Genomic DNA, 23,253 nt, shown 5'->3' on the forward strand with positions numbered 1-23,253 from the left:
CTGTTAACCTTTTGGTATGTTCAAAAATAGCCTTTTTAGGGCTGAGTGACAAGCAATATCAATAAAGCACTATACTTAATCGACTAACGCAGGTATAGGCTATACCAAATACGAGTGCCGCATTATAGTGGCAATAAAAAAGCCTGCCTTCTCTACTGAAAAGGCAGGCTTTTGTTTATCTAGTCGCGGTGAGGCTTACTGAAAATAGTCTTTTACTTTCTCAAAGAAGCCCTTATCGCTCTTACCCGGGTGCGGTGCGAAGTTGTTGGAGTCACGCAGGCGCTCCAACGTAGCGCGCTCCTCGCTGCTCAGCGTCTTTGGCGTCCACACGTTGATGTGGATCAGCTGATCGCCTTTGCCATACCCATTGATGTCTTTCACACCTTTGCCACGCAGTCTGAAAATCTCGCCGCTCTGTGTACCCGGCTTGATCGTGATCTTCACGCGGCCACCGATCGTCGGCACTTCAATATCAGCGCCCAGTGCAGCATCGATAAAGCTGATGTACTGGTCAAAAATCACGTTGTTTCCATCGCGCTTCAGGCTTGGGTGCTCCTCTTCTTCAATCTGAATCAGCAAGTCACCCGGTACACCGCCACGCTCCGGCACGTTGCCTTTACCGCTCATCGAGAGCTGCATGCCGTCCATTACGCCCGCCGGCACATTGATCGTGATCACCTCTTCCTGCAGTTCGCGTCCACTACCGTGGCAGGCTTCGCAGTTTTTAGTCACGATACGGCCTTCGCCGTTACAGGTAGGGCAGGTTGCCGTGCTCACCATCTGGCCGAGCATGGTATTAACTACCTTGCGTACCTGACCTGAACCCTGACAAGAGCCGCAGGTCTGCATTTCAGTTCCGTTCTTGGCACCGTTGCCGCCGCAGGTGCCGCAGGCTACATAGCGCTTAACTTTTATCTTTTTCTCAACGCCGTTGGCAATTTCCTCGAGGTTGAGTTTTAGCTTAATGCGCAGGTTGCTGCCTTTGCGGGTGCGTCGGCCACCCTGACGGCCAGCGCCACCAAAGAAACTCTCGAAGCCGCCACCTCCGCCACCGAAGATGTCGCCGAACTGGGAGAAGATATCTTCCATGTTCATGCCACCTCCGCCGCCGAAGCCGCCGTTCATGCCCTGATGACCGAACTGGTCATAGCGCTGGCGCTTCTGCTGGTCGCTCAATACTTCGTAAGCTTCAGCCGCCTCCTTAAACTTTTCTTCCGCCGTGTGGTCGTCGGGGTTCTTGTCGGGGTGAAACTTGATGGCGAGCTTACGGTAAGCCTTCTTGATCTCCTCCTGACTTGCTCCTTTGCTTACTCCTAAAATCTCGTAATAATCTCTCTTAGCCATTGCTTAAGCTCCTATGATAACTTTCGCGAAGCGGATCACCTTTTCATTCAAGGTATAGCCCTTCTCGATTACGTCTACTATTTTGCCTTTCAGTTCCTCTGATGGTGCCGGAATTTGTGTTACCGCCTCGTGCAGATCGCTGTCAAAGTCGTCGCCAGCGTTGATCACGATTGGCTTCAAACCTTTGAGCTGCGTTACGTGCTTCAGCTTATGGAACACCAGCTCCAGGCCCTGCAACATCGCATCCACATCTTTAGTTGCCTCCATCGATTGGCGGGCACGCTCCATATCATCCAGTACAGGCAACAGTTCGCTCATCAGGTCTTCGTTGGCTGTTTTGAGCAAGTCCATGCGCTCCTTGGCAGTTCTGCGTCTGAAGTTCTCAAACTCTGCCATCAAACGGATGTATTTGTCTTTCATTTCTGCCAATTCGGCTTCAACTTTGGTTTCAGAGCCAGTTTCTTCTACTGTCTCCTCCGCCTGCTCCTGTCCGTTGTTTTCTTCTGTATTGGCAGTGTTATCCTCTAGTTCTGTGTTTTCCTGCTCTTTCTTGATATCTTTCTCTGACATAATGCCTTAAGAATTATAGGTTGATAGGTCTACTTTGTCTTTTCAATTGTCTTGCCAATTCTGTTTTTGTGTCAGATTGACATTTATTTAATTGTGGATTGTTGGATTGTTAAATTGTTGGGTGCTTTGATTTGGCGCTTATTACATTTTCCACCCGCTTTCCTTAGCTACACCTGAAAACTGTCTGAATCAGGATTTTGAAAATTAAAAAGGATCGGCAGGATTTTCGTGTACGATTAACCCACCCCTGCCCCTCCCGAGAGGGGATTTTCCTCCAAAGCGTGTTCTAAGGTAGAAGAGCAGTAGTTTTGGTTACACACCACTGGCAGGTATAGCAAGGCTAACTCGCACGCTCACAATGAAACAAGCAACAGTGCCAGGTGCGCTTTGCGACGCTCCACTGTTTGAGCGTTCAGCGAGTTTGGAGCGTCTTGATTTTTTTGCTTACTTTTTTCATCAAGGAAAAAAGTGAGTGCCCGCCGCACAGGCGAAAAGCCAGCTATGCAATAGCACATCAGCTATACCTGCAACAGCCTTAGCTACGTTAACAAAAACAACATTTTAACAATCAGCACCCGGCTGGTACCTCAAAAAAAATCGGTAGTAAGCTCTGCAGCCTCTACCGATCTGTATTTGTATGAAGACTGGTGGACTACGAGTTAAGCGCCGACCAGATCATATCTTTCAATTGGGTGATGTTCTTCTGCGTCATGCTGGAGATGAACACCGTTGGAAGATCTTTTGGCAAGGTCTCGCGCATTTCAGCTTCCAGCTCGTCGTCAATCATGTCGGACTTTGTAATAGCCAATATGCGTTTCTTGTCGAGTAGCTCCGGGTTGTAAGTCTGCAGCTCGTTCACCAGAATCTTGTACTCCTCAGCTATATCCGGACTGTCACACGAAATCATGAACAGCAGCATGGAGTTTCGCTCGATGTGGCGCAGGAAGCGCAGGCCCAGGCCTTTTCCTTCCGAAGCACCCTCGATGATACCCGGAATGTCGGCCATCACAAAGGATCTGTAGTCACGGTAAGCAACCACACCCAGATTAGGCTCCAGCGTGGTAAAGGCATAGTTGGCAATTTTCGGCTTAGCTGCCGATACCACCGAAAGCAAAGTAGACTTGCCGGCATTCGGGAAACCTACCAAACCAACATCGGCCAAAAGCTTCAATTCCAGAATCACCCACTCCTCTATACCTGGTTCCCCCGGCTGAGCATAGCGCGGCGTTTGGTTAGTTGGTGATTTAAAGTGGGCATTACCAAGGCCACCACGTCCACCCGGCGTCAGGATGATCTCCTGTCCGTCTTCGGTGATCTCGCACATGAACTCGCCGGTTTCGGCATTGCGGGCAATTGTTCCAAGTGGAACCTCCAGCACATCGTCTTTGCCTTGCGCACCTGTAGAGTGGCTTGGGCCACCGTTCTGGCCATTTTCGGCAATTACGTGCTTGCGGTACTGCAGGTGCAGCAAAGTCCAAAGCTGGGCATTGCCACGCAGGATAATATGGCCTCCTCTGCCCCCGTCGCCGCCGTCAGGGCCACCCATGGCAGTGCGTTTGTCGCGGTGCAGGTGCGCAGATCCGGCGCCACCGTGACCGGAGCGGGAACAGATTTTTACGTAATCAATAAAGTTGGATTGGGCCAATGTAGGTAATGCTAATAGGTATAAATTATAAGGTATAAGCAAGTCCGGAGCATCAAAGTTCCGGTTTGCTTATACCTTTCTGTATGAAGTCTAAAGAAAGCCGCTTTGGGCTGTTACTTCTGCTGCTTCTCTTTCAGCGAGTCAATCTGCTCGCAAAGATCTGCGAAGATTTCCTCAATTTCACCGATACCATCTACTGCGCAGTATTTGTTCTGGCCTGCATAGTAATCAGCCACCGGCGTGGTTTTCGTGTTGTACTCCTGTATGCGCTTGCGGATCAGCTCTTCGTTCTGGTCGTCCGGACGGCCTGAAGTCTCACCGCGAAGCAACAGACGCTTAGTCAGCTCTTCATCGTCTACTTTCAGCGCGATCATGCACGAAATTTCGGTGCCGTGATCCATCAGAAGCTTATCCAGGCCCTGCGCCTGAGGCACAGTACGAGGGAAGCCGTCAAAGATAAAACCACCTGCGTGGCTGTGCTCCTTCACTTTGTTCTCGATCATGCCGATCACCACTTCGTCTGGAACCAGTATACCATTGTCCATCAACGACTTGGCTTTCATACCCAGCTCAGTGCCAGCGGCAATTTCAGAACGGAGCAAATCACCAGTAGAAAGGTGGATCAGGTTATATTTATCTATCAGCTTTTGGCTTTGCGTACCTTTACCAGCACCAGGAGGGCCAAACAAAACGATGTTGAGCATATCTTTGATTTATGATAAAAAACAAATTTAAGTATAAAATCGATGTATTGTTCAATAATTTTTGAGTTGCGCCTAATCTGAGGAGGGTCTTTTTGCTTCAGGCACGCCAGACTCCTTAAGACACGATTTTGTAAATATCGCGCAGGTTACGGCCCAAGCCATTGTAGTCAAGCCCATAGCCAACTACAAAGTCATTCGGGATAGACTTGGCCACGTACTTCACATCCAGCTGGTGCTGCAGGCATTCAGGCTTCATCAGCAGTGTTATGATCTCGAGCGATGCAGGATTCTTCTCACGAAGTTGTTGAAGCAGCGCACTCACGGTATGTCCTGTGTCCACGATATCTTCGATGATCAGTACATCTCGTCCTTCAATTTGCTCAGTCAGACCCAGTACTTCCTTCACTTGGCCAGTGCTATGCATATCCTGATATGATGACATGCGGATGAAAGATATTTCGCAAGGAATGTTGATGCGCTTCATCAGATCGGCTGTAAACATGAACGACCCGTTCAGTACTGCCAGAAAAAGTGGGTTTTTACCAGCATAGTCCTGCTCAATTTGCTCTGCCAGCATCACTATGCGTGCAATGATTTCTTCTTCGTACATGTAGGTACTGAAGTCACAATCGTGAATCGTGATTGTACGGGGATCCATATAGCGTATCGGTCTTGTTGGTAAACAAAGGTAAGGATAATAAAAAATAAGCCCAACCGAATAGTTGGGCTTATTTATACTTCGCGGAATCGTGTTGATTATCTGACCGTCAGACCGGCAACAACAACTGTATTTTCAGGATTGATATGCTGCACTGTCGATGGCGCCTCCTGCTCCAGCTGCATGTTCAGGTTTGGCTCCTCAGGTATAGCTGGGGTACGCTCTGTGGCAATGTGAGGCGCAATTACCAATGACACGATCGACATCAGCTTGATCAGGATGTTCATAGAAGGTCCGGATGTATCCTTGAACGGATCACCTACCGTATCGCCCGTTACAGAGGCTTTATGGGCATCAGAGCCTTTGTACTCCATCTTGCCATTGATCTCCACGCCTTTCTCGAACGACTTCTTGGCATTGTCCCAGGCGCCACCGGCGTTAGACTGAAACATCGCCATCAGTACGCCTGACACGGTTACACCAGCCAGCAGGCCACCCAGGATTTCGGCTGAAGGGGTATCTGCGAACACGTCTCTGAAACCGAAGCCTACCAGAACCGGCACGATCAGGGCAATGGCACCAGGCAACATCATTTCGCGGATAGCGGCTTTAGTTGAGATGGCTACGCATTTTTCGTACTCCGGCTGACCTGTACCTTCCATAATGCCCGGAATTTCGCGGAACTGACGGCGCACTTCATGCACCATGGCCATGGCTGCACGACCTACCGCTGCAATACAAAGGGCAGAGAAGATGAATGGGATCATGGCACCGATAAAGAGCCCCGCCAATACAGGGGCTTTGTAGAGGTCGATGCTAGAGATGCCTGCTATACCTACAAATGCTGCAAACAGCGCAAGTGAGGTAAGAGCTGCCGATGCGATCGCGAAGCCTTTACCCGTTGCAGCGGTGGTATTACCCACCGCATCCAGGATATCGGTACGGCCGCGCACTTCTTTTGGCAACTCGCTCATCTCCGCAATACCACCGGCGTTGTCAGCAATAGGGCCGAAGGCGTCAATGGCCAGCTGCATAGCTGTTGTGGCCATCATACCCGCCGCTGCGATAGCTACGCCATACAGGCCAGCCGAAGCATAAGACAATACGATACCTGCGGCCAGCACGATGATAGGCAACACAGTGGAATGCATGCCTACCGCCAGACCAGCAATGATGTTGGTAGCGTGGCCAGTAGAAGACTGCTGTACGATGGAATTAACAGGCTTTTTGCCCATGGCCGTGTAGTACTCTGTAATGATACTCATCAAGGTGCCTACCACCAGGCCCACAATTACAGCGATAAACACACCGTTAGCGGTAAATTCGAAGTTGCGCAGGTTCATATTTTCTGGCAGCATCCAGTGTATAGCGAAATAAGCACCCACTGCCGTCAGGGCTACCGAGATCCAGTTGCCTAAGTTGAGAGCACCCTGCACATTGCCACCTTCTTTTACACGGATAAAGAGCATCCCGATCAGGGAGAAGACGATTCCCAGACCAGCGATGAACATCGGAAGTATGATCGGGGCCATACCGCCGAAATTGTCCTGTGAAACCACTTCGCGGCCCAGTACCATCGTAGCCAGTATGGTAGCCACGTACGAACCGAAAAGGTCTGCCCCCATACCTGCCACGTCACCTACGTTATCTCCCACGTTATCGGCAATAGTAGCCGGGTTGCGCGGATCATCCTCTGGTATACCTGCCTCTACTTTACCCACCAGGTCAGCGCCTACGTCGGCTGCTTTGGTATAAATACCACCGCCTACACGCGCAAAGAGGGCAATACTTTCAGCACCCAGTGAGAAACCGGTGAGTACTTCCAGTGCCACTTCCATCTCGTGGCCGTTCACATTACCGTTCACGCTGTATACAAAGAAGTAGTAAAGCACGATGAAAAGTGAGCCCAGACCCAGCACCGCCAGACCTGCCACACCCATCCCCATTACGGAGCCACCCGCAAATGACACGCTCAGTGCACGCGACAAGCTTGTACGGGCTGCTTCCGCTGTACGCACGTTTGCCTTCGTGGCGATGCGCATCCCAATAAAGCCTGCAATGGCCGAAAAGAGCGCTCCAATAATAAAGGCTATGACAATTGTCCAGTGGGAGTTTTCACCGGTATAGCCCAGATAAAAAAGAAATATACTGGCGATGACCACAAAGTAGAATAGCACTTTGTACTCCGCTTTCAAAAAAGCCATGGCACCGTCGGCAATGTGGCGGGCGATCTCCGTCATGCGTTCGTTACCCGCTGCTTGCTTCGTTACCCAAGCCGACCTGATAAAGGTATACAGGAGGGCCGCCAGACCAAATCCAGGAATTGCGTAGAGAATAGTTTCCATTCAATAAGAGTTAGTTTTGTTAATAAGGGTTGAGATTCTGAAATTGCTATATAGAGCTATTAAAGAAAGGCTATTCGTTTGACTTTTCCAAATATTTGCATTCAAAGCTTTCAGGTCAACTTAGCAGGTATACCTCTATCGCTTAGTCATTTGCATTCCACATTACTTTCACACCTCGTTTGCACCGCCTCCGCCTGGTTTTGCCTGGTCTATTTCTGTCTGGAAATACTCGTCTGCTGCCCCCTGAGCAAAGAAAAAGGCTGCCATTAACTGGCAGCCTTTCATTTATTTTGTTTCAAAGTAAAATTACAACTTCTCCATCAGCTCCTTATACAGCGCCACCATACTCTCTATATCTTTCTTATGAACAATTTCATTTGGCGTATGCACATTATCTTCGGGAGCGCCCACAAAGCACCAGTCCCAGGGGTATGGTCCGTGCTGAAGTTCCTTTGCATCGCTGCCGCCTGCGCCTTCCACTTCCAACTGGTAAGGTATACCGGAGGCTTTAGCTATACCTATTATCTTCTCGACATATGACCGACGCGGTATAAGACTGTCGCGCATAGAGATCACAACACCCTCTCCTGGCTTTACGCCTTCCGTTACCCAGGTAATATCCGAGATCAGTGCCTGATGCACACCGTAGCGCTCCGCAATGTACTTGGCCAGGTATGCTACTGAACCGCCGCCGTGCTCCTCCCAACTGCTGAACGCAATGATGCCATTCTCCAATGTCTCAGCAACTTTTAAAGCACTCCACACACCCAGTCTGTTATCAAGATAGCACGACTGCACTGTCTCTTCAGTTTCCCGGAAATCGCATTTAAACACAAGCTCTGTCCCGCGTTCTATCTCACGCTCATAGCTGTAACTGATCTCGTGCTCTTCCTCATCAAACTCCAGCGTACACTCAATTTTACCCTGCGAATCTTCCCCCACCAGTGTATAGCCGGTTTCCAGGTCAGGCCCACCGATCTTTACAAGCTGCTTTCCGTAGCGCACTGTAAAGCCAATGGAGTCTATATGCGCAAAAATGGCGGCCCTGGGCTTTCCAAATATTAACAAAATACAATCCTGAAAACCCTCTCCATAAACTACCACTGGTTGTTGTTTCCACTGAACTTTCTGTTCTTCAATGTAGTTAAGCAGAAAATCGGTTAGTTTTTTCTCGTTGCCGGACGGTGCGTGTATGCTGCAGAGTTGTTTCAGAAGTTTCATGCAATATTTCTTTTGTATCAATTCAAAATTAATATAATTGTTGTACTTTTATTACCTGTTTAGCAGATAAGGAGGCTACAAGCACGATACGCCGGATTTTCCATTTTATTTATGAAGAAGATTGTACTTGCATTTCTCGGTATCATCCTGTCACACTTTGCTTTGGGCCAGGGCTCTAAGGCGCAGTCTGATACAGCTATACGAGAAGTCACAATACAATCGGTAGAGGTTATACCTGCGGCTGGGAACATAAAAGGCATGCTGCTCATGGATAAAGACATCCAGTATGAACTGGAGGGCGCCGTGGACAACATGTACAACTTCAAGTACGAGCTGGCCGAGAAGCAATTCAAATCTTTGCGCCGCCGCTATCCGAATCACCCCCTTCCCTACTTCCTGATGGGCCTCAGCCAGTGGTGGAAGATCGTGCCTACCAACATTCAGACCCTGGAGTATGATGACTTGTTTTTCGCCTACATGGACTCCACCATCCAGAAGGCTGAGAAACTCTATGACCAGAATAACAAAGACTACGAGGCGGCCTTTTTCCTATCGGCTGCCAACGGATTTGCCGGCCGCCTGCATTCTGAGCGCAGCAACTGGCGCAAGGCTACCATTGCCAGCAAACGATCATTGGAATATTTAGAGAAAGCCAAGGCTGGCAACGGCCTGAGCCCTGAGTTTTTATTTGGGGAGGCGCTCTTTAACTACTACTCCATCTGGATTCATGAAAACTACAAGATGCTGCGCCCTGTGCTGGCTTTCTTCCCGAGCGGCGACAAGCGATTGGGTATAAAACAGCTGCGCTATGTGGCAAATAATGGTTTTTATACCGGTACGGAGGCAAAGTTCTTCCTCATGAAGATATATGCCAACGAGGAAGGAAACATGGAGGCTGCACTGGATCTGGTAAAGGGGCTTGTAGAAAAGTACCCAAATAATGCCTACTTCCAGCGCTTCTACGCACGTGCTCTTTTCGTGCAGGGCCACTTTACCATGGCAGAGCGGGTGTGTCTTGATATTCTAAGTAAGCTCGACCGGCGCATGCCAGGCTACGAAGCTGTAAGTGGACGTTACGCCTCTTATATCCTGGCCTATATCAACCAGAATAAGTACCGTGATTTTCAAAAGGCAAAGGCTTACTACCAGAACTCGATCAATTACGCTGAAATGAGCAATGAACGTGATTCGGGTTATTTTGTCAATTCATACCTGAACCTTGCCCGCATTGCCAGGCAGGAGCGGGAGCTGAAAACAGCAAAGCATTATTACAGTATTGTGCTGGAGACTACCGATAAAAAGCATGCAGCTAATAAAGAAGCGAAAGACTTTATAAAAGCGCACAAAAGGATCTAATCACACTAAAGGATATAAAAGCAGAAGGGCTCTGTCACCACAAAGTGACAGAGCCCTTCTGCTTTTATATGTAAATTGCCTAATCTACTACACGTTCGACAGGCAATTTCACTTTCTCCTTAAAGTACTCGAGTGTTTTTTGCAAACCCTCGGCACGGTCCACCTTCGGCTCCCAGCCCAGCACCTCTTTGGCTTTTGAGATATCCGGCTGGCGCTTCTGCGGATCGTCGGTCGGCAGCGGCTGGTACTCCACCTTGAGCTCCGCACCGGTCAGGCGGCAGATCTCCTCGGCAAACTGCTTAATGGTGATCTCAGATGGGTTGCCGATGTTGACCGGGTGCGGGTAGTCGCTCAGCAGCAGACGGTAGATACCCTCCACCAGGTCATCCACGTAGCAGAAGGAGCGCGTCTGGCTGCCATCACCGAAGATGCTCAGCGGCTCGCCACGAAGCGCCTGGCTCAGGAAGGCAGGCAGCACGCGGCCATCGTCCAGTCGCATGCGCGGCCCATAGGTGTTGAAGATACGCACAATGCGCGTCTCCAGCCCGTGGTGCATGTGGTAGGCCATGGTCATGGCCTCCTGGAAGCGCTTGGCTTCGTCGTAGCAGCCGCGCGGCCCCACCGGGTTCACGTTGCCCCAGTAGTCCTCGCTCTGCGGGTGCACCAGCGGGTCGCCGTACACCTCCGAGGTGGAGGCGATGAGCATGCGCGCGCCCTTGGCCTTGGCCAGTCCCAGCAGGTTGTGCGTGCCCAGCGAACCCACCTTCAGCGTCTGGATCGGAATCTTGAGGTAGTCGATCGGGCTGGCCGGCGAGGCGAAGTGCAGGATGTAGTCGAGCTCTCCCGGCACGTGCACAAACTTGGACACGTCGTGGTGGTAGAACTCAAACTGCTCGAGTTTGAAAAGATGCTCTATGTTCTCGAGGCTGCCCGTGATCAGGTTGTCCATCGCGATCACGTAGTAGCCCTCGGCTATGAATCTGTCGCACAGGTGGGAACCGAGAAAGCCGGCTCCGCCTGTTACCAATACTCTTTTTCTGGCCATGCTATACTGTTGCTTTAGGTTGCTGGACCACCTGCGCCTGCTTGACGCCGATGCCGAAGTAGGTGAAGCCCTTCTCCTCCATCTCCCTGCAGTCGTAGATGTTTCTTCCGTCGAACACGACCTTCTCCTTCATCAGCTTGCTCACCACTGCGAAGTTAGGGGAGCGGAACTCGGGCCACTCGGTCACCAGCAGCAGCGCGTCGGCGTCGATCAGGGTCTCGTACTCGTCCTTGCCGTACTCGATACGCTCGCCCAAGGAGTGCCTGGCCTCCTTCATGGCCACCGGGTCGTAGGCTTTTACCCTGGCCCCCTGCTCGAGCAGCTTCTCGATGATCACCAGCGAGGGCGCCTCGCGCATGTCGTCTGTCTTGGGCTTGAAGGAGAGGCCCCACACAGCGAAGGTCTTGCCTTCCAGGTCACCGCCGAAGTAGTTCATCACCTTGTTGAAGAGCACCGACTTCTGACGCTCGTTGACCGTCTCCACCGACTTGAGCACCTCCATGGAGTAGCCGTTCTCGGAGGCCGTCTTGATGAGCGCCTTCACGTCCTTGGGGAAGCAGGAGCCGCCGTAGCCGATGCCCGGGTAGATAAACTTGTTGCCGATGCGGGCGTCAGAGCCGATGCCCTTGCGCACCATGTTCACGTCGGCGCCCATGATCTCGCACAGGTTGGCGATGTCGTTCATGAACGAGATCTTGGTGGCCAGCATGGCGTTAGCCGCGTACTTGGTCATCTCGGCAGAGGGTATGTCCATGAAGATCAGCGGGTGGCCGTTCATCAGGAAAGGCTTGTAGAGCTTGCCCATCACCTGCTCGGCGCGCTCCGAGTCCACGCCCACCACGATCCTGTCCGGCTTGAGGAAGTCGTCGATGGCGGCACCCTCCTTGAGGAACTCCGGGTTGGAGGCAACGTCGAAGGCGATGTCGGCGCCGCGCGCCTCGAGCTCCTCGGCGATGGCCTGGCGCACCTTGGCGGCCGTGCCCACCGGCACGGTGCTCTTGGTCACCACCACCAGGTAGTCGTTCATGGAGCGGCCGATCTCCCGGGCCACGGCCAGCACGTACTTCAGGTCGGCCGAGCCGTCCTCGCCCGGAGGCGTGCCCACGGCGATGAAGGCCACCTGGCAGCCCTGCACGCTGTCGGCAAGGCTGGTGGAGAAGGAAAGGCGCTCCTTCTGGGCGTTGCGCAGCACCATCTCCTCGAGGCCCGGCTCATAGATGGGCAGGATACCCTGCTTGAGGTTGTCTATCTTCTTGGAGTCAATGTCGATGCAGGTCACGTCAATGCCCACCTCGGCAAAGCAGGTGCCCGTCACAAGCCCCACGTAACCGGTGCCAACTACAGCTATTCTCATAGGTAAATATTATTAATGAAGTACAAACTTAGAGTTTTTTAAAAAAATCAATATGTAATCTCAACGAGCTTTCCCGCATCCCATTGCTGCCATATCTCTAAAACCACCCCCTGAATAGAGGAATTTGTTTTGCGAGCTAAAGCATCAACTTATGCAGCCAGCCCTTGTCTCCTGATAAAATGAAAACAGTTGCACAGGGATGTTCCCCATGAAACCCACACAGTTAAAAAGACAAAATTAAACATTTTTTTAGAAGGAGTTGAATTTGGCTACTATTGTTGGCCTTAGGAATACCAGGCAATCTGATCACCTGGCAGAGCCTTCCCTTCAAAATACCGCGAACCGGCGACTTGTCTTACTTTGTTCAGGACAAAAGTGTTGCGGTATATCCTCAAAAATTAAAATAAATCAATACTACTTCTTTCCTATCCGACAGCCTGTGTTGCTAGGCTACATTCATTTATGCCTGTTTTATCTGCCAGTAGCACCACACTCCCTTTAAATTAAAGTGACTGACATATTTTTACTTTTCTCAACAACCTGAGTTCCTGTCTCAAGTATAGATAAGGGTAGAACACACCCTGAGTCACCTATGAAACCAGACTGGCTGGACACCAAAGAATACCCCTTCAAATCCAAATTCCTGGAATTAGAAGCTGGCAAGATGCATTATATCGATGAAGGAGAAGGCCATCCGATCGTTATGATTCACGGCACGCCTTCCTGGTCATTTGCCTACCGCAACCTGATCAAGATCCTGAGCAAAAAATACCGCTGTGTGGCCCTGGATCTGATCGGCTTTGGCTTGTCCGACAAACCTAAGGACTGGAGCTACAAGCCAAGGGCACATGCCGCTAACTTTGAGCAGCTGATGGCACACCTTGGACTTAGCGAGATCACCTTGCTGGTACATGACTTTGGGGCGCCGATTGGACTGGCCTACGCAATTAAGCATCCTGAAAAGGTGCAGAATATTGTCATGCTCAATACCTGGACCTGGTCGCTGTCCAATCATCAGGTGTTTTCAAAGGCCAGTAAATATCTGGTAGGCCCTCTGGGCAAGTTTTTACATTCTAAGCTCAACCTCACCACGGACCAACTGGTACACGAACTGTTTGGGCAGGAGAGCAAAATGCCGGAAAAGCTTAAAGCCCAATATACCCATGCACTTGGCGACCCTGACGACACCGTAAGTTCACTGGCCTGCGCCCGCGAGCTGGTAGGTGTAAGCAAGTGGTATGATGAACTTTGGAAAGAGCGCAAAAAGATTCAGGATACTCCGACCCTCATCTTATGGGGAGAACGTGACAAGCTTGTAAAAATTGAGGCATTACAGCGCTGGAAAAAATTTTTCCATGAGTGCTATGTGCTGCATTTTGAGGACAGCGGCCACTTTCTGATGGAAGAACACGCCGATGAGGTTTCCCGGTATGTGAGCAACTTTATAAAAGAGGAAGAGAAAAAAAAGGAAAAGACATTACACAATTCATAAACATAAAACGAGCGATTATGACGGAACCCGATAAAACCTTAAAAGAGGCCTTGTTTCGCAGTCACCAGGCGACAGAAAAGGCCAACCAGGCCCAGAACAAGTTGTATAACATGAGTACCGGTCAGCAGGCGGGAGAGACGCAGGGTAATTCTATACCTGAACTGCACGAATCACCACGCAACCTGCTGCAGTCATGGGATACCCTGCGACAGTTGGATGAGGCCCTGGAAGACAAAAAGCCAAACCATGAACGTAAATCATGATATATACCGGGAATCGGGACTTATACCGGTTCTCTATCTATAAAAAGCGGCAGCCATCTTATGACTGCCGCTTTCTTTTTTAGAATATTTTCCCCGGATTCAGGATGCCCTTCGGGTCAAAGAGCTGCTTTATACCTTGCATGAGCCGGAGTTGCACCTCACTAAGTGCTATACCTATATAAGGCCGCTGCACCAAGCCTATACCATGCTCACCAGATATGGTACCGCCCAACGAAACACATAGCCTGAAGATCTCCTTTATACCTTCAGGTAGTTTGTTGTTCCAGTCATCGTCTGACATGTCAGCTTTCACAATATTGATATGAAGGTTGCCATCACCGGCATGGCCGTAGCACACAGACTTGAAGTTATACCTTGCCCCAATCTCTTTCACGCCCCGCAGGAGCACGGGTAGCTCGGCACGTGGCACCACCGTGTCTTCTTCTTTATAAATAGAGTTGCTCTTCACGGCATGGCCCACATTGCGGCGCAGGCGCCAAAGGTCCTCTTTTTGCTTCTCGGTATCGGCTACCAGTATATCTCCTACATCAAATGCTTCCAGCACTTCATAAACCCGTTCTGCATCCTTGTAAAGCAGGTCCATGTCATTACCATCAAGCTCTATGAGCAGGTGTGCCCGTTCATCAGCTGCCATAGGCACTTCCAGTTTCATATAGCGGCAAGCCCATTCAATGGCTTCACGCTCCATAAATTCGAGGGCGGAGGGCACTATACCTGCAGTAAATATGCTGGATACGGCTGCTGCTGCCTCTTCTTCTTTCCGGAAGGGCACCAGGAGCACCAGGTTCTGGGTTGGGTAAGGTATAAGCTTAAAGACAATTTTGGTGATGATGCCCAGGGTGCCTTCGCTCCCGACCATCAATTGCGTCAGATTATACCCTGTAGCGTTTTTGAGCACATTGGCCCCGGTCCATGTAATTTCACCGCTTGGCAGCACTACTTCCAGGTTCAACACATAGTCTTTGGTAACCCCGTACTTGACCGCTCTGGGCCCTCCGGATGACTCGCTCAGGTTGCCGCCCAATTGGCTACTACCCCGGCTCGAAGGGTCCGGCGGGTAGAAAAGCCCACGGGCGATCACCGCCTCCTGAAACACCTGCGTGATCACACCGGGCTCCACGGTGGCCTGCAAGTTGCGCTCATCAATCTGGATGATCGCATTGAGCCGCTCCATCGACAGCACCACGCCTCCATGCACGGCCAATGCACCGCCGCTCAGTCCGGTACCTGCCCCACGGGGTGTCACAGATATACTATTTTCATGGCACAGCCGCATAATACCACTGATTTCTTCTGCGTTCTTAGGCTTGAGCACTACCTCCGGCAGGTAGCGCAGGTCTTCCGTTTCATCATGGGTATAGCGCACAAATCCTTCCTCGTCAGCAGGCAGTATGAGGTGCTCCTGCCCAACGATTGAAGAGAAAGCTTCTACCAGATCGGGGGTTATCTTGTTAAAATTCATTTTATATTAAATAGCTTATGCTTAATTTAGCAAGCCCAATATCTTTTTAGCCACAATTTACCAAGTTACGCTTTGAGAACATCAATTACCAGTTACCTTTTATTTATCTTTTTTATTGGATTGATGGCGTCCTGTCAGTCAGCAAAGCCTACCTTCAGCAAGCGTGGCGACACTTATAAGTCGGCCAGGGAGATAGCTGAGGAAAAGCGACAGGAGCGCAAAAGAGCCAGAATGGCCGCCCGAAGCGGTGGAAAAGGCAATGTAGCCTCGAAAGACCGCACCAGTCGCACCAACGTACCCAACCCACGTCGCCTCGACGAGCATGTGGCCACTGTCATCCAGACGGCCCGCTCCTATACCGGCACTCCTTATAAGTGGGGTGGCACGACACGCGTAGGTATGGACTGCTCCGGCTTGCTCTGCACCTCTTTCCAAAGCATCAATGTGAACCTGCCGCGTACATCGGAGGAGCAGAGCCGCTTTGGTAAAACCGTAAAAGTAAGAGAGCTCAAAGAAGGGGACCTCGTGTTTTTTGGGGCTAACAAAAACAGCCGGGAGATCACGCATGTGGGCATGGTGACGGAAGTAATCAACGACAGTGAAGTTAAATTCATCCATGCCTCCACCAGCCTCGGTGTGATTGAAAACAACCTGAACTCTGACTACTGGCAAAAAATCTTTATCAAGGCGGTGCGGCCTTTTGAAGAGTAACCTGTTTCCTTAATTTCTTCAAAATTTCATTACAAGACCTGCACAGCAGCTGAATAGTTCCTGGTGTAATTCCATGCCTTATCGGTACTGATCGAACCTGTCGAAATTACGGCATAATCTGTTCTTCCATCCAGATGCCTGCACTTTGCTGCAGCATGCCTCCAGCGCAGCCTGCAAGTGCACAAAATTTAACATCAAAAAAGAGATAAAATACTCATACATACGTACTTATAAGAAGTTATATTTTTTCAATTTAGCTTATAAGTATTATGAGGACTATTTACACAAAGCTGCTTGTGACCATATTGCTGCTAATGTGCGGCCACTTAGCCTGGGCACAGGGTACAACGACTGCGGCTATGAACGGTGTGGTACAAGACCAAAGCGGCTCCCCTCTACCAGGCGCAACAGTGATTGCGGTCCACACACCTACCAACACGCAGTATGTAGCCGCCACCAACGCAGAGGGTCGTTACAATATCCAGAACATGCGTGTAGGCGGCCCCTACACGGTCAGGACCTCCTATGTGGGCTACCAGGAGCAGCGATTCGAAAACATCAACCTGGCACTCGGCCAGAACTTCAGACTGGACCTCACCATTTCAGAAAGCACAACCACCCTTGGCGAAGTGCAGGTTACCGCAACGCAGGACAAAGTCATCAACTCTGACAGGACAGGTGCTTCTACCAACGTGTCAACAGAGCAGCTCGAGTCCCTGCCTACAATCTCCCGAAGCCTGAATGACTTCACCCGTATCACGCCACAGGCCTCTACATCCGGGTCAGGCATATCGTTTGCCGGCCAAAACAACCGGTTCAACAATTTCTCGATAGATGGTACCGTAAACAATGACGTATTTGGTCTGTCGGCCAGTGGTACCAATGGCGGGCAGACTGGCGTGCAGCCGATCTCGCTGGATGCCATTGAGGCGATACAGGTTGTGATTGCTCCTTTTGATGTGAGACAAAGCGGCTTTACAGGGGGTGGTATCAACGCGATCACTCGTAGCGGGTCCAACCGATTTACGGGGTCTGCCTACTATTTTGGCAACAATGAAGCATTAGTGGGCAGGAGCCCGGATGACGCCAGGACCAGGCTGCCGGACTTCACAGACTACCAGATGGGCCTGCGACTTGGCGGCCCGATCATCCGGGACAAACTATTCTTCTTTGTGAATGGTGAAAAGACCAAAAGAGTGGCTCCGCTGCTGTTCGAACCCGGAAGCCCCGGCTCTAATATTACAGTGGACGAAGCAAACAGAGTGCTGAGCGTTGCCAATCGCCTGGGCTACGATCCGGGCAGCTTTAGGGGGATAGATGACGAAACTCTGAGTGATAAGATCTTTGCCCGACTCGACTGGAACATCACCGACAACCACCAGCTTACCCTCCGCCACAGCTACGTATATGGCGAAAACCGTGACAACTCCCGCACCCCAAATGCCCTCCGCTTTGCAAATAATGCTGAATTTTTTCCCAGCACCACTAACTCGACCGTTATGCAGCTGCGCAGTCAGTTTGGGGGCCAGTTTGCCAACGAGGCACTGATCGGCTTCACCGCAGTACGTGACGACCGCGATATCATCGGCGATCCCTTTCCCAACGTACTGATACGCTTATCAGGTGGTCGCACGATCACGCTGGGTAGCGAACCCTTTTCAGGTCAGAACCAGCTTGACCAGGATGTACTCACCATTACCAACAACTTCAACGCTTTTCTGGGCAAGCACACGATCACACTGGGTACGCACAATGAGTTTTACAAAACTTACAACCTGTTCATCCGGCAGGAGTTTGGAGCCTACGAATACAACTCCCTCGAAGCTTTCGAAGCGATTGGCACACCCGACGAAGCTGCGCCAGGGGCTTTCTTCCGCAACTACTCCCGCACTGATAATCGCCAGCAGGGCGCAGAGTTCTCTGCTTTTCAGCTCGGATTCTATGCACAGGACGAGTATGCCGTACGCAATAATCTGAAGGTAACGGCAGGTATACGCCTCGACATCCCGACGTTTAATGATGAGCCGGCTGCCAATGCAGAGTTCAATGAGGCGTTTGCCAGCAGGGGCCTGGCCACTGACAAGACACCTGGTGCTCAATTTATGCTTTCCCCCCGTGTTGGCGTCAACTGGGACGTATTCGATAATGGCAATACGCAGATAAGAGGCGGTGCCGGGGTCTTCACCGGTAGAGCACCCTTTGTGTGGATAGCGAATCAATATACCAATACAGGGCAAATGCTGGGTAGTCTGGCACTCACTTCAGGCCCGCTGCTGGAGCAGATCCGCTTCAACCCTGACCCGAATACCCAGCCAACTGCCACCACGGTAGGTTTGTCAGACAGAACAGCTGAAATCAATATCACTGATCCTGATTTCAAGTTTCCGCAGTTGTTCAGGGTAAACGCTGCCGTTGATCACCGGCTTCCATTTGATCTGATCGCAACGCTGGAAGGTATATACTCCAAGAACCTGAACAACATCTATTACCAGAACCTGAACCTGGAGCAAACCGGCACTTTGACTGGAGCAGACAATCGTCCGGTGTTTGGCCGCATACAGGGCAATAATTTTCAGGATATTATCTACCTGACCAACACCAGCCGTGGCTTTGGCTACAGCCTGACGGGTCAGTTACAAAAGACATTTGTAGAGAATGGACTCTCGGGTTCATTGGCTTATACCTATTCCCGAGCCAAGGATGTTAACCCCGGCAACTCCAGCCAGGCCCGTTCTAACTGGATCAACGTAAACCAGGTAGAGGGCCTCAACAACGTAAGGGAAGCCTTTGCTGACAATGATGTGCGATCTAGGGTGGTAGCTGGCCTTACATATAACTTGAACTACCTGGGCTTTGCAGGCACAACTATCTCTGCATTCTATAACGGACAGACAGGGGTGCCGCTTTCCTACATCTATAATGGTGACGTGAACAATGATGCCGGCAGAACCAACGACCTAATCTACATCCCGAGCAATGCGTCAGAGATAAACCTGGTACCTTTTACTGATCGGGATGGAACGGTCGTATCACCTGAGCAGCAGTGGCAGGCGCTGGATGCCTTTATCAGCAGCAACGACTACCTGAGCGACAGACGCGGCCAGTATGCCGAGCGAAACGGAGACAGACTTCCCTGGACTAATCAGATTGACCTGCGCATCATGCAGGAATTCAGGGTAGGGCAAAATGAGAACGCCCACCGGCTGCAACTGACCTTTGACATCTTTAATTTCACGAACCTGCTCAACGAAGACTGGGGTCGACAGTACACCGCCACTTTCAACGCCTTCCAGGCCATTGATTTTGTAGGCTACGAGACCGGCACCACAACGCCCCGATTCAACTATACCGGTCGCGGCCTGACAGACGGGAACCCATACTTTGTAAACGACTTTTCGTCACGGTGGAGAGCCCAGTTCGGTATTCGCTACATTTTCAACTAAAAGTAAATTGTGTCCTAAAATTAACTGAGTGCCAAAAAGAAAGGCGGAGCTGTATGGCTCCGCCTTTCTTTTTGGCACTCAGTGTTTAGACTAGCAGTGTGTTCGCAATTTACAACAATTTTTCGATGCTGAAAAGCAAATAACATAAGACAAATTATTAATAATAATTTAATCATTAAGTAGTTGCATTTCGAAATATAGCCTCTAATTTTGCAGGCAAAAATCAATCAATCTTTTATGAAAAAGTTATTACTATCAACGCTACTTATGTTGCTTTGTGTGCTTACTATGCACGCTCAAGTAACAACAAGTAGCGTAAGTGGATCCGTTAAGGATTCGAAGGGTGAAGCTTTGATCGGGGCAACCGTAAGAGCAACACACCAGCCCTCGGGCACCACGTATGGCGCAGTGACCAATACAGATGGTCGCTTTAACATCGCCAACACCCGTATCGGTGGTCCTTACACCATCGAGGTAAGCTACATAGGATACCAGCCTATGTCTTTCACAAACATCACTTTGCAGCTTGGCCGCCCTTACGTGCTCGATGCTGTCCTTTCTGACGGTGGCACACAGCTATCGGAAGTAATGGTAACAGCTGACCAGTCATCAGTGTTCAATGCCCAGAGAACAGGTGCTGCAACAAACGTAAGCACTGAGCAGATTGCAACGCTTCCAACTGTAACCCGCAGCCTTACAGACTTCACTCGTCTGACACCACAGGCTAATGGCAATGGTTTTGCAGGTCGTGATGGTCGTTTTAACAACGTTCAAATTGATGGTGCAAACTTTAACAATGGCTTCGGTCTGAACTCCAACCCACTTCCTGGAGGTCGTTCGCAGCCTATCTCTATCGACGCGATCGAGCAGGTGCAAGTAAACATTGCTCCTTTCGACGTACGCCAGTCAGGTTTTACAGGTGCTGGCATCAACGCAGTAACCCGCAGTGGTAGCAACGAATTCTCTGGTTCAGTTTATGGTTTCTACCGTAACCAAGACATGAACGGCAGAAGAGTGAATGGTGAAAAGCTTGATCAGGGCAACGAAACATCCAGCCGTACTTTCGGTTTCCGTTTAGGTGGTCCGATTATTAAGAACAAATTATTCTTCTTCGTGAACGCTGAAACTATTGATGAAAAAGGAACAAACCCATTTGCGGTAAACCTTTGGAAAGCATCTGATGATGGTATAGCTAACCCTGACCAGAACATCGCCAGAACAAGAAGATCTGACCTGGAAGCAGTTCGCAACCACCTGATCAACACATGGGGCTATGACCCAGGCTCTTATGAGGGTTATGCCAACGACAACGGTACCAAGAGCACAAACTTCCTGACTCGTATTGACTGGAACATCAGCGACAAGCACAAACTGGCAGTTCGTTACAACCAGGTTGTTGGTCAGGCAGGTTCATTGGTAAACGGTAGCTCTGGCCCAAGTCCACGTTCAACTGTTAATAACCGTGTGAGCGACCAGTCTATAGCTTTCTCTAAGACTATGTATGACACAGAGAACATCGTTCGTTCCGCTTCAGCTGAATTGAACAGTACTTTCTCTTCCCGTCTTTCTAACCAGTTCCTAGCGACTTATAGCCGTATTCAGGATACTCGTAAGTCTCCAAGCGAAATCTTCCCAATGGTTGACATCTGGGATGGCGACAGAAACCGTAACTCAAACTACATGACGTTTGGTTATGAGCTATTCACTTTCGGAAACGACGTACTAAACAACAACTACAGCATTACAAACAACCTGACTTACCTGGCTGGTAAGCACACGATTACGGGTGGTGCTACTTTTGAATCTCAGAAGTTTGGTAACCAGTACATCCGTATGGGTACTTCTTACTACCGATACGAGTCTGTTGAGGACTTCCTGACTACTGGAACGCCTAACGAGGTTGCTCCGATCATGTTCGGCCTGACTTACCCTTACGAAGGTCAGGACACGTATGCTCCAATCGTGCTGGGTACTGCCGGTGCCTACATTCAGGACAAGTTTGCCGCTACTGACAGATTGGACCTGACACTGGGTCTGCGTGCCGACATGCCAATTTATATGAACGACCTGACTGCCAACACTTCTATTGATGAACTCACGCTGAGAACACCAGAAGGCGGTGAGAGAAAGTACACGACAAGCGAGTGGCCAAAGTCCAGAATTATGCTGGCTCCACGCATCGGCTTCAACTTCGACGCCCTTGGTGACGGTTCTCTGCAACTGCGTGGTGGTACTGGTCTGTTCAACGGCCGTGTTCCATTCGTATGGTTGACCAACATGCCTTCTAACTCTGGTGTAATCCAGAACAACGTAGAGCCTAACAGCTATGCTTCAGTAGCCGGCTGGATTGGCGATATTCGCTTCAACCCAGATCCTTACTACTGGTTGAACAACACACCTGCTAGCGCGCAGAACGTGTTCATCAAAAACCCAAGAGCTGGTGTTCCTACAAGCTTCGCTCTGGTTGACAACGAGTTCAGAATGCCTAAGGTATGGAGAACCAGCATCGGTGCTGATTATACCATCCCAGGTACTCCTTTGGTAGCCACGGCTGACATTATCTACACAAAAGATGTGAATGCCGCTTACCAGTTTGGTGCTAACAGAGCAGATGCTCCTACAACACTGAACTATGGTGGTGAAGGCGAGAACGACAACAGAGGGTACTACCCAGAAGGCGCTAACAGCACAAAATACAACGCTGCTGTAAACGCAAACACTGCCGTAGTACTGACAAACACTTCTGCTAAAGGCGAATCATTCAGCAGCACAGTAGGTCTGTCTCTTCCTGCACGCAACGGCCTGTATGGCTCTCTTTACTATACTTACACTCACGCAACTGAAGTATCTGGTAACCCAGGTTCAAACGCTTCTTCTGCCTGGTTAGGTAGCCCGTCTGTTAACGGCCCGAACGAGCAGATCTTGTATAAATCACAATATGCAGTGCCTCACAACGTAGTAGGTAACCTGTCTTACAAAGTGAACTACTTTGGCAACCTAGCTACTACTGTATCGTTGTTCTACAACGGTTCACATCAGGGACGCTTCTCTTATACCTACAGTGGTGACATCAATAAAGATGGTATCAACGCTGACCTCCTGTATGTGCCAAACGACGTGAACAACCTGAACTTTGTTGACATCATTGACAGCAAGACCAAAGAGGTAATGTTCACTGCCCAGCAGCAACGCGATGCCTTCAACACGTTCATCGAGAACGACGACTACCTGCGCACAAGACGCGGCCAGTACGCTGAGCGTAACGGTGCCCTGATGCCATGGTTGAACCGCTTCGACTTCAAATTGATCCAGGATGTTTACACGAACATTGGTGGCAAGCGTAACACACTGCAGCTGACTGCTGACGTAATGAACGTAGGTAACCTGATCAACTCTGAGTGGGGTATCATGACTGGATTCAACAACGCTCAGAGCGTATTGACTACCAACTCTAGCACTACGCCAATCAGCAAAGAAGGTGTTCCGACATTCCAGATGAGAACTGTAACTGAAAATGGCCAGACTGTACTTCCTACAGCTCCTTTCAGAGACATCACAACACTTTCTACTACTTGGTATGCTCAGCTTGGTCTGCGCTATATCTTCAACTAAGCATAAA

At 50.2% G+C, this 23,253-nt stretch carries 16 protein-coding genes; 6 read left to right on the top strand and 10 right to left on the bottom strand.

Annotated features, from left to right (window positions below; all coding sequences use genetic code 11):
* Positions 1 to 195 precede the first annotated feature (195 nt).
* From dnaJ to AC5FXQ_RS03015, 7 genes are all read right to left on the bottom strand, one after another.
* The gene (gene dnaJ / locus AC5FXQ_RS02985) at positions 196 to 1,344 is read right to left on the bottom strand and encodes a molecular chaperone DnaJ (protein ID WP_196118145.1); all 1,149 of its coding nucleotides are present in this window, start codon (positions 1,342 to 1,344) and stop codon (positions 196 to 198) included.
* 3 nt (positions 1,345 to 1,347) lie between these two features.
* Positions 1,348 to 1,914, bottom strand: coding sequence for a nucleotide exchange factor GrpE (locus AC5FXQ_RS02990; protein WP_493601005.1), 567 nt, complete (start codon positions 1,912 to 1,914; stop codon positions 1,348 to 1,350).
* A 652-nt stretch (positions 1,915 to 2,566) separates the two neighbouring features.
* On the bottom strand, positions 2,567 to 3,559 hold the full coding sequence (obgE, locus tag AC5FXQ_RS02995; protein WP_493601006.1) for a GTPase ObgE: 993 nt from the start codon (positions 3,557 to 3,559) through the stop codon (positions 2,567 to 2,569).
* Between the two features lie 113 nt (positions 3,560 to 3,672).
* Positions 3,673 to 4,263, bottom strand: coding sequence for an adenylate kinase (locus tag AC5FXQ_RS03000; RefSeq protein WP_493601007.1), 591 nt, complete (start codon positions 4,261 to 4,263; stop codon positions 3,673 to 3,675).
* A gap of 115 nt (positions 4,264 to 4,378) precedes the next feature.
* Positions 4,379 to 4,921, bottom strand: a complete 543-nt coding sequence (gene hpt / locus AC5FXQ_RS03005; RefSeq protein WP_493601008.1) for a hypoxanthine phosphoribosyltransferase — start codon at positions 4,919 to 4,921, stop codon at positions 4,379 to 4,381.
* Between the two features lie 98 nt (positions 4,922 to 5,019).
* Entirely contained in the window at positions 5,020 to 7,266 is a 2,247-nt protein-coding gene (locus AC5FXQ_RS03010; protein ID WP_493601009.1) for a sodium-translocating pyrophosphatase, read from the bottom strand.
* Positions 7,267 to 7,572: 306 nt separating this feature from the next.
* Complete coding sequence (locus tag AC5FXQ_RS03015) at positions 7,573 to 8,487, bottom strand: M20/M25/M40 family metallo-hydrolase (protein WP_493601010.1); 915 nt, start codon at positions 8,485 to 8,487, stop codon at positions 7,573 to 7,575.
* A gap of 111 nt (positions 8,488 to 8,598) precedes the next feature.
* On the opposite strand from AC5FXQ_RS03015, the gene AC5FXQ_RS03020 reads away from it, so the two are divergent.
* A complete protein-coding gene (locus AC5FXQ_RS03020; protein WP_493601011.1) occupies positions 8,599 to 9,843 on the top strand; it encodes a tetratricopeptide repeat protein in 1,245 nt (414 codons plus the stop codon).
* A 79-nt stretch (positions 9,844 to 9,922) separates the two neighbouring features.
* Here AC5FXQ_RS03020 and AC5FXQ_RS03025 read toward each other — a convergent pair whose 3' ends face one another.
* Positions 9,923 to 10,888, bottom strand: coding sequence for a UDP-glucuronic acid decarboxylase family protein (locus AC5FXQ_RS03025; RefSeq protein ID WP_493601012.1), 966 nt, complete (start codon positions 10,886 to 10,888; stop codon positions 9,923 to 9,925).
* Between the two features lies 1 nt (position 10,889).
* Entirely contained in the window at positions 10,890 to 12,242 is a 1,353-nt protein-coding gene (locus tag AC5FXQ_RS03030; protein WP_493601013.1) for a UDP-glucose dehydrogenase family protein, read from the bottom strand.
* Between the two features lie 592 nt (positions 12,243 to 12,834).
* Here AC5FXQ_RS03030 and AC5FXQ_RS03035 point away from each other — a divergent pair.
* Both AC5FXQ_RS03035 and AC5FXQ_RS03040 read left to right on the top strand, forming a co-directional pair.
* Positions 12,835 to 13,734, top strand: coding sequence for an alpha/beta fold hydrolase (locus AC5FXQ_RS03035; RefSeq protein WP_493601014.1), 900 nt, complete (start codon positions 12,835 to 12,837; stop codon positions 13,732 to 13,734).
* A gap of 17 nt (positions 13,735 to 13,751) precedes the next feature.
* Positions 13,752 to 13,997: a hypothetical protein gene (locus tag AC5FXQ_RS03040; RefSeq protein ID WP_007652037.1), complete on the top strand. Its 246-nt coding sequence runs from the start codon at positions 13,752 to 13,754 to the stop codon at positions 13,995 to 13,997.
* Between the two features lie 79 nt (positions 13,998 to 14,076).
* Here AC5FXQ_RS03040 and AC5FXQ_RS03045 read toward each other — a convergent pair whose 3' ends face one another.
* Positions 14,077 to 15,480, bottom strand: a complete 1,404-nt coding sequence (locus AC5FXQ_RS03045) for an FAD-binding oxidoreductase (protein WP_493601015.1) — start codon at positions 15,478 to 15,480, stop codon at positions 14,077 to 14,079.
* A gap of 72 nt (positions 15,481 to 15,552) precedes the next feature.
* On the opposite strand from AC5FXQ_RS03045, the gene AC5FXQ_RS03050 reads away from it, so the two are divergent.
* The 3 genes from AC5FXQ_RS03050 (at position 15,553) to AC5FXQ_RS03060 (ending at position 23,246) form a co-directional block, all read left to right on the top strand.
* Entirely contained in the window at positions 15,553 to 16,191 is a 639-nt protein-coding gene (locus AC5FXQ_RS03050; RefSeq protein ID WP_493601016.1) for a C40 family peptidase, read from the top strand.
* Positions 16,192 to 16,460: 269 nt separating this feature from the next.
* Positions 16,461 to 19,634: a TonB-dependent receptor gene (locus AC5FXQ_RS03055; RefSeq protein ID WP_493601017.1), complete on the top strand. Its 3,174-nt coding sequence runs from the start codon at positions 16,461 to 16,463 to the stop codon at positions 19,632 to 19,634.
* A 288-nt stretch (positions 19,635 to 19,922) separates the two neighbouring features.
* Positions 19,923 to 23,246: a TonB-dependent receptor gene (locus AC5FXQ_RS03060; protein ID WP_493601018.1), complete on the top strand. Its 3,324-nt coding sequence runs from the start codon at positions 19,923 to 19,925 to the stop codon at positions 23,244 to 23,246.
* Positions 23,247 to 23,253: the final 7 nt, after the last annotated feature.

Source organism: Pontibacter sp. LHS1 (assembly GCF_058932855.1).

Coding starts and splice junctions, on each gene's coding strand:
- AC5FXQ_RS03010 (WP_493601009.1), bottom strand. CDS start 7,266: ATGGAAACTATTCTCTACGCAATTCCTGGATTTGGTCTGGCGGCCCTC.
- dnaJ (WP_196118145.1), bottom strand. CDS start 1,344: ATGGCTAAGAGAGATTATTACGAGATTTTAGGAGTAAGCAAAGGAGCA.
- AC5FXQ_RS02990 (WP_493601005.1), bottom strand. CDS start 1,914: ATGTCAGAGAAAGATATCAAGAAAGAGCAGGAAAACACAGAACTAGAG.
- AC5FXQ_RS03045 (WP_493601015.1), bottom strand. CDS start 15,480: ATGAATTTTAACAAGATAACCCCCGATCTGGTAGAAGCTTTCTCTTCA.
- AC5FXQ_RS03055 (WP_493601017.1), top strand. CDS start 16,461: ATGAGGACTATTTACACAAAGCTGCTTGTGACCATATTGCTGCTAATG.
- hpt (WP_493601008.1), bottom strand. CDS start 4,921: ATGGATCCCCGTACAATCACGATTCACGATTGTGACTTCAGTACCTAC.
- AC5FXQ_RS03030 (WP_493601013.1), bottom strand. CDS start 12,242: ATGAGAATAGCTGTAGTTGGCACCGGTTACGTGGGGCTTGTGACGGGC.
- AC5FXQ_RS03040 (WP_007652037.1), top strand. CDS start 13,752: ATGACGGAACCCGATAAAACCTTAAAAGAGGCCTTGTTTCGCAGTCAC.
- AC5FXQ_RS03015 (WP_493601010.1), bottom strand. CDS start 8,487: ATGAAACTTCTGAAACAACTCTGCAGCATACACGCACCGTCCGGCAAC.
- AC5FXQ_RS03020 (WP_493601011.1), top strand. CDS start 8,599: ATGAAGAAGATTGTACTTGCATTTCTCGGTATCATCCTGTCACACTTT.
- AC5FXQ_RS03060 (WP_493601018.1), top strand. CDS start 19,923: ATGCACGCTCAAGTAACAACAAGTAGCGTAAGTGGATCCGTTAAGGAT.
- AC5FXQ_RS03025 (WP_493601012.1), bottom strand. CDS start 10,888: ATGGCCAGAAAAAGAGTATTGGTAACAGGCGGAGCCGGCTTTCTCGGT.
- AC5FXQ_RS03035 (WP_493601014.1), top strand. CDS start 12,835: ATGAAACCAGACTGGCTGGACACCAAAGAATACCCCTTCAAATCCAAA.
- AC5FXQ_RS03000 (WP_493601007.1), bottom strand. CDS start 4,263: ATGCTCAACATCGTTTTGTTTGGCCCTCCTGGTGCTGGTAAAGGTACG.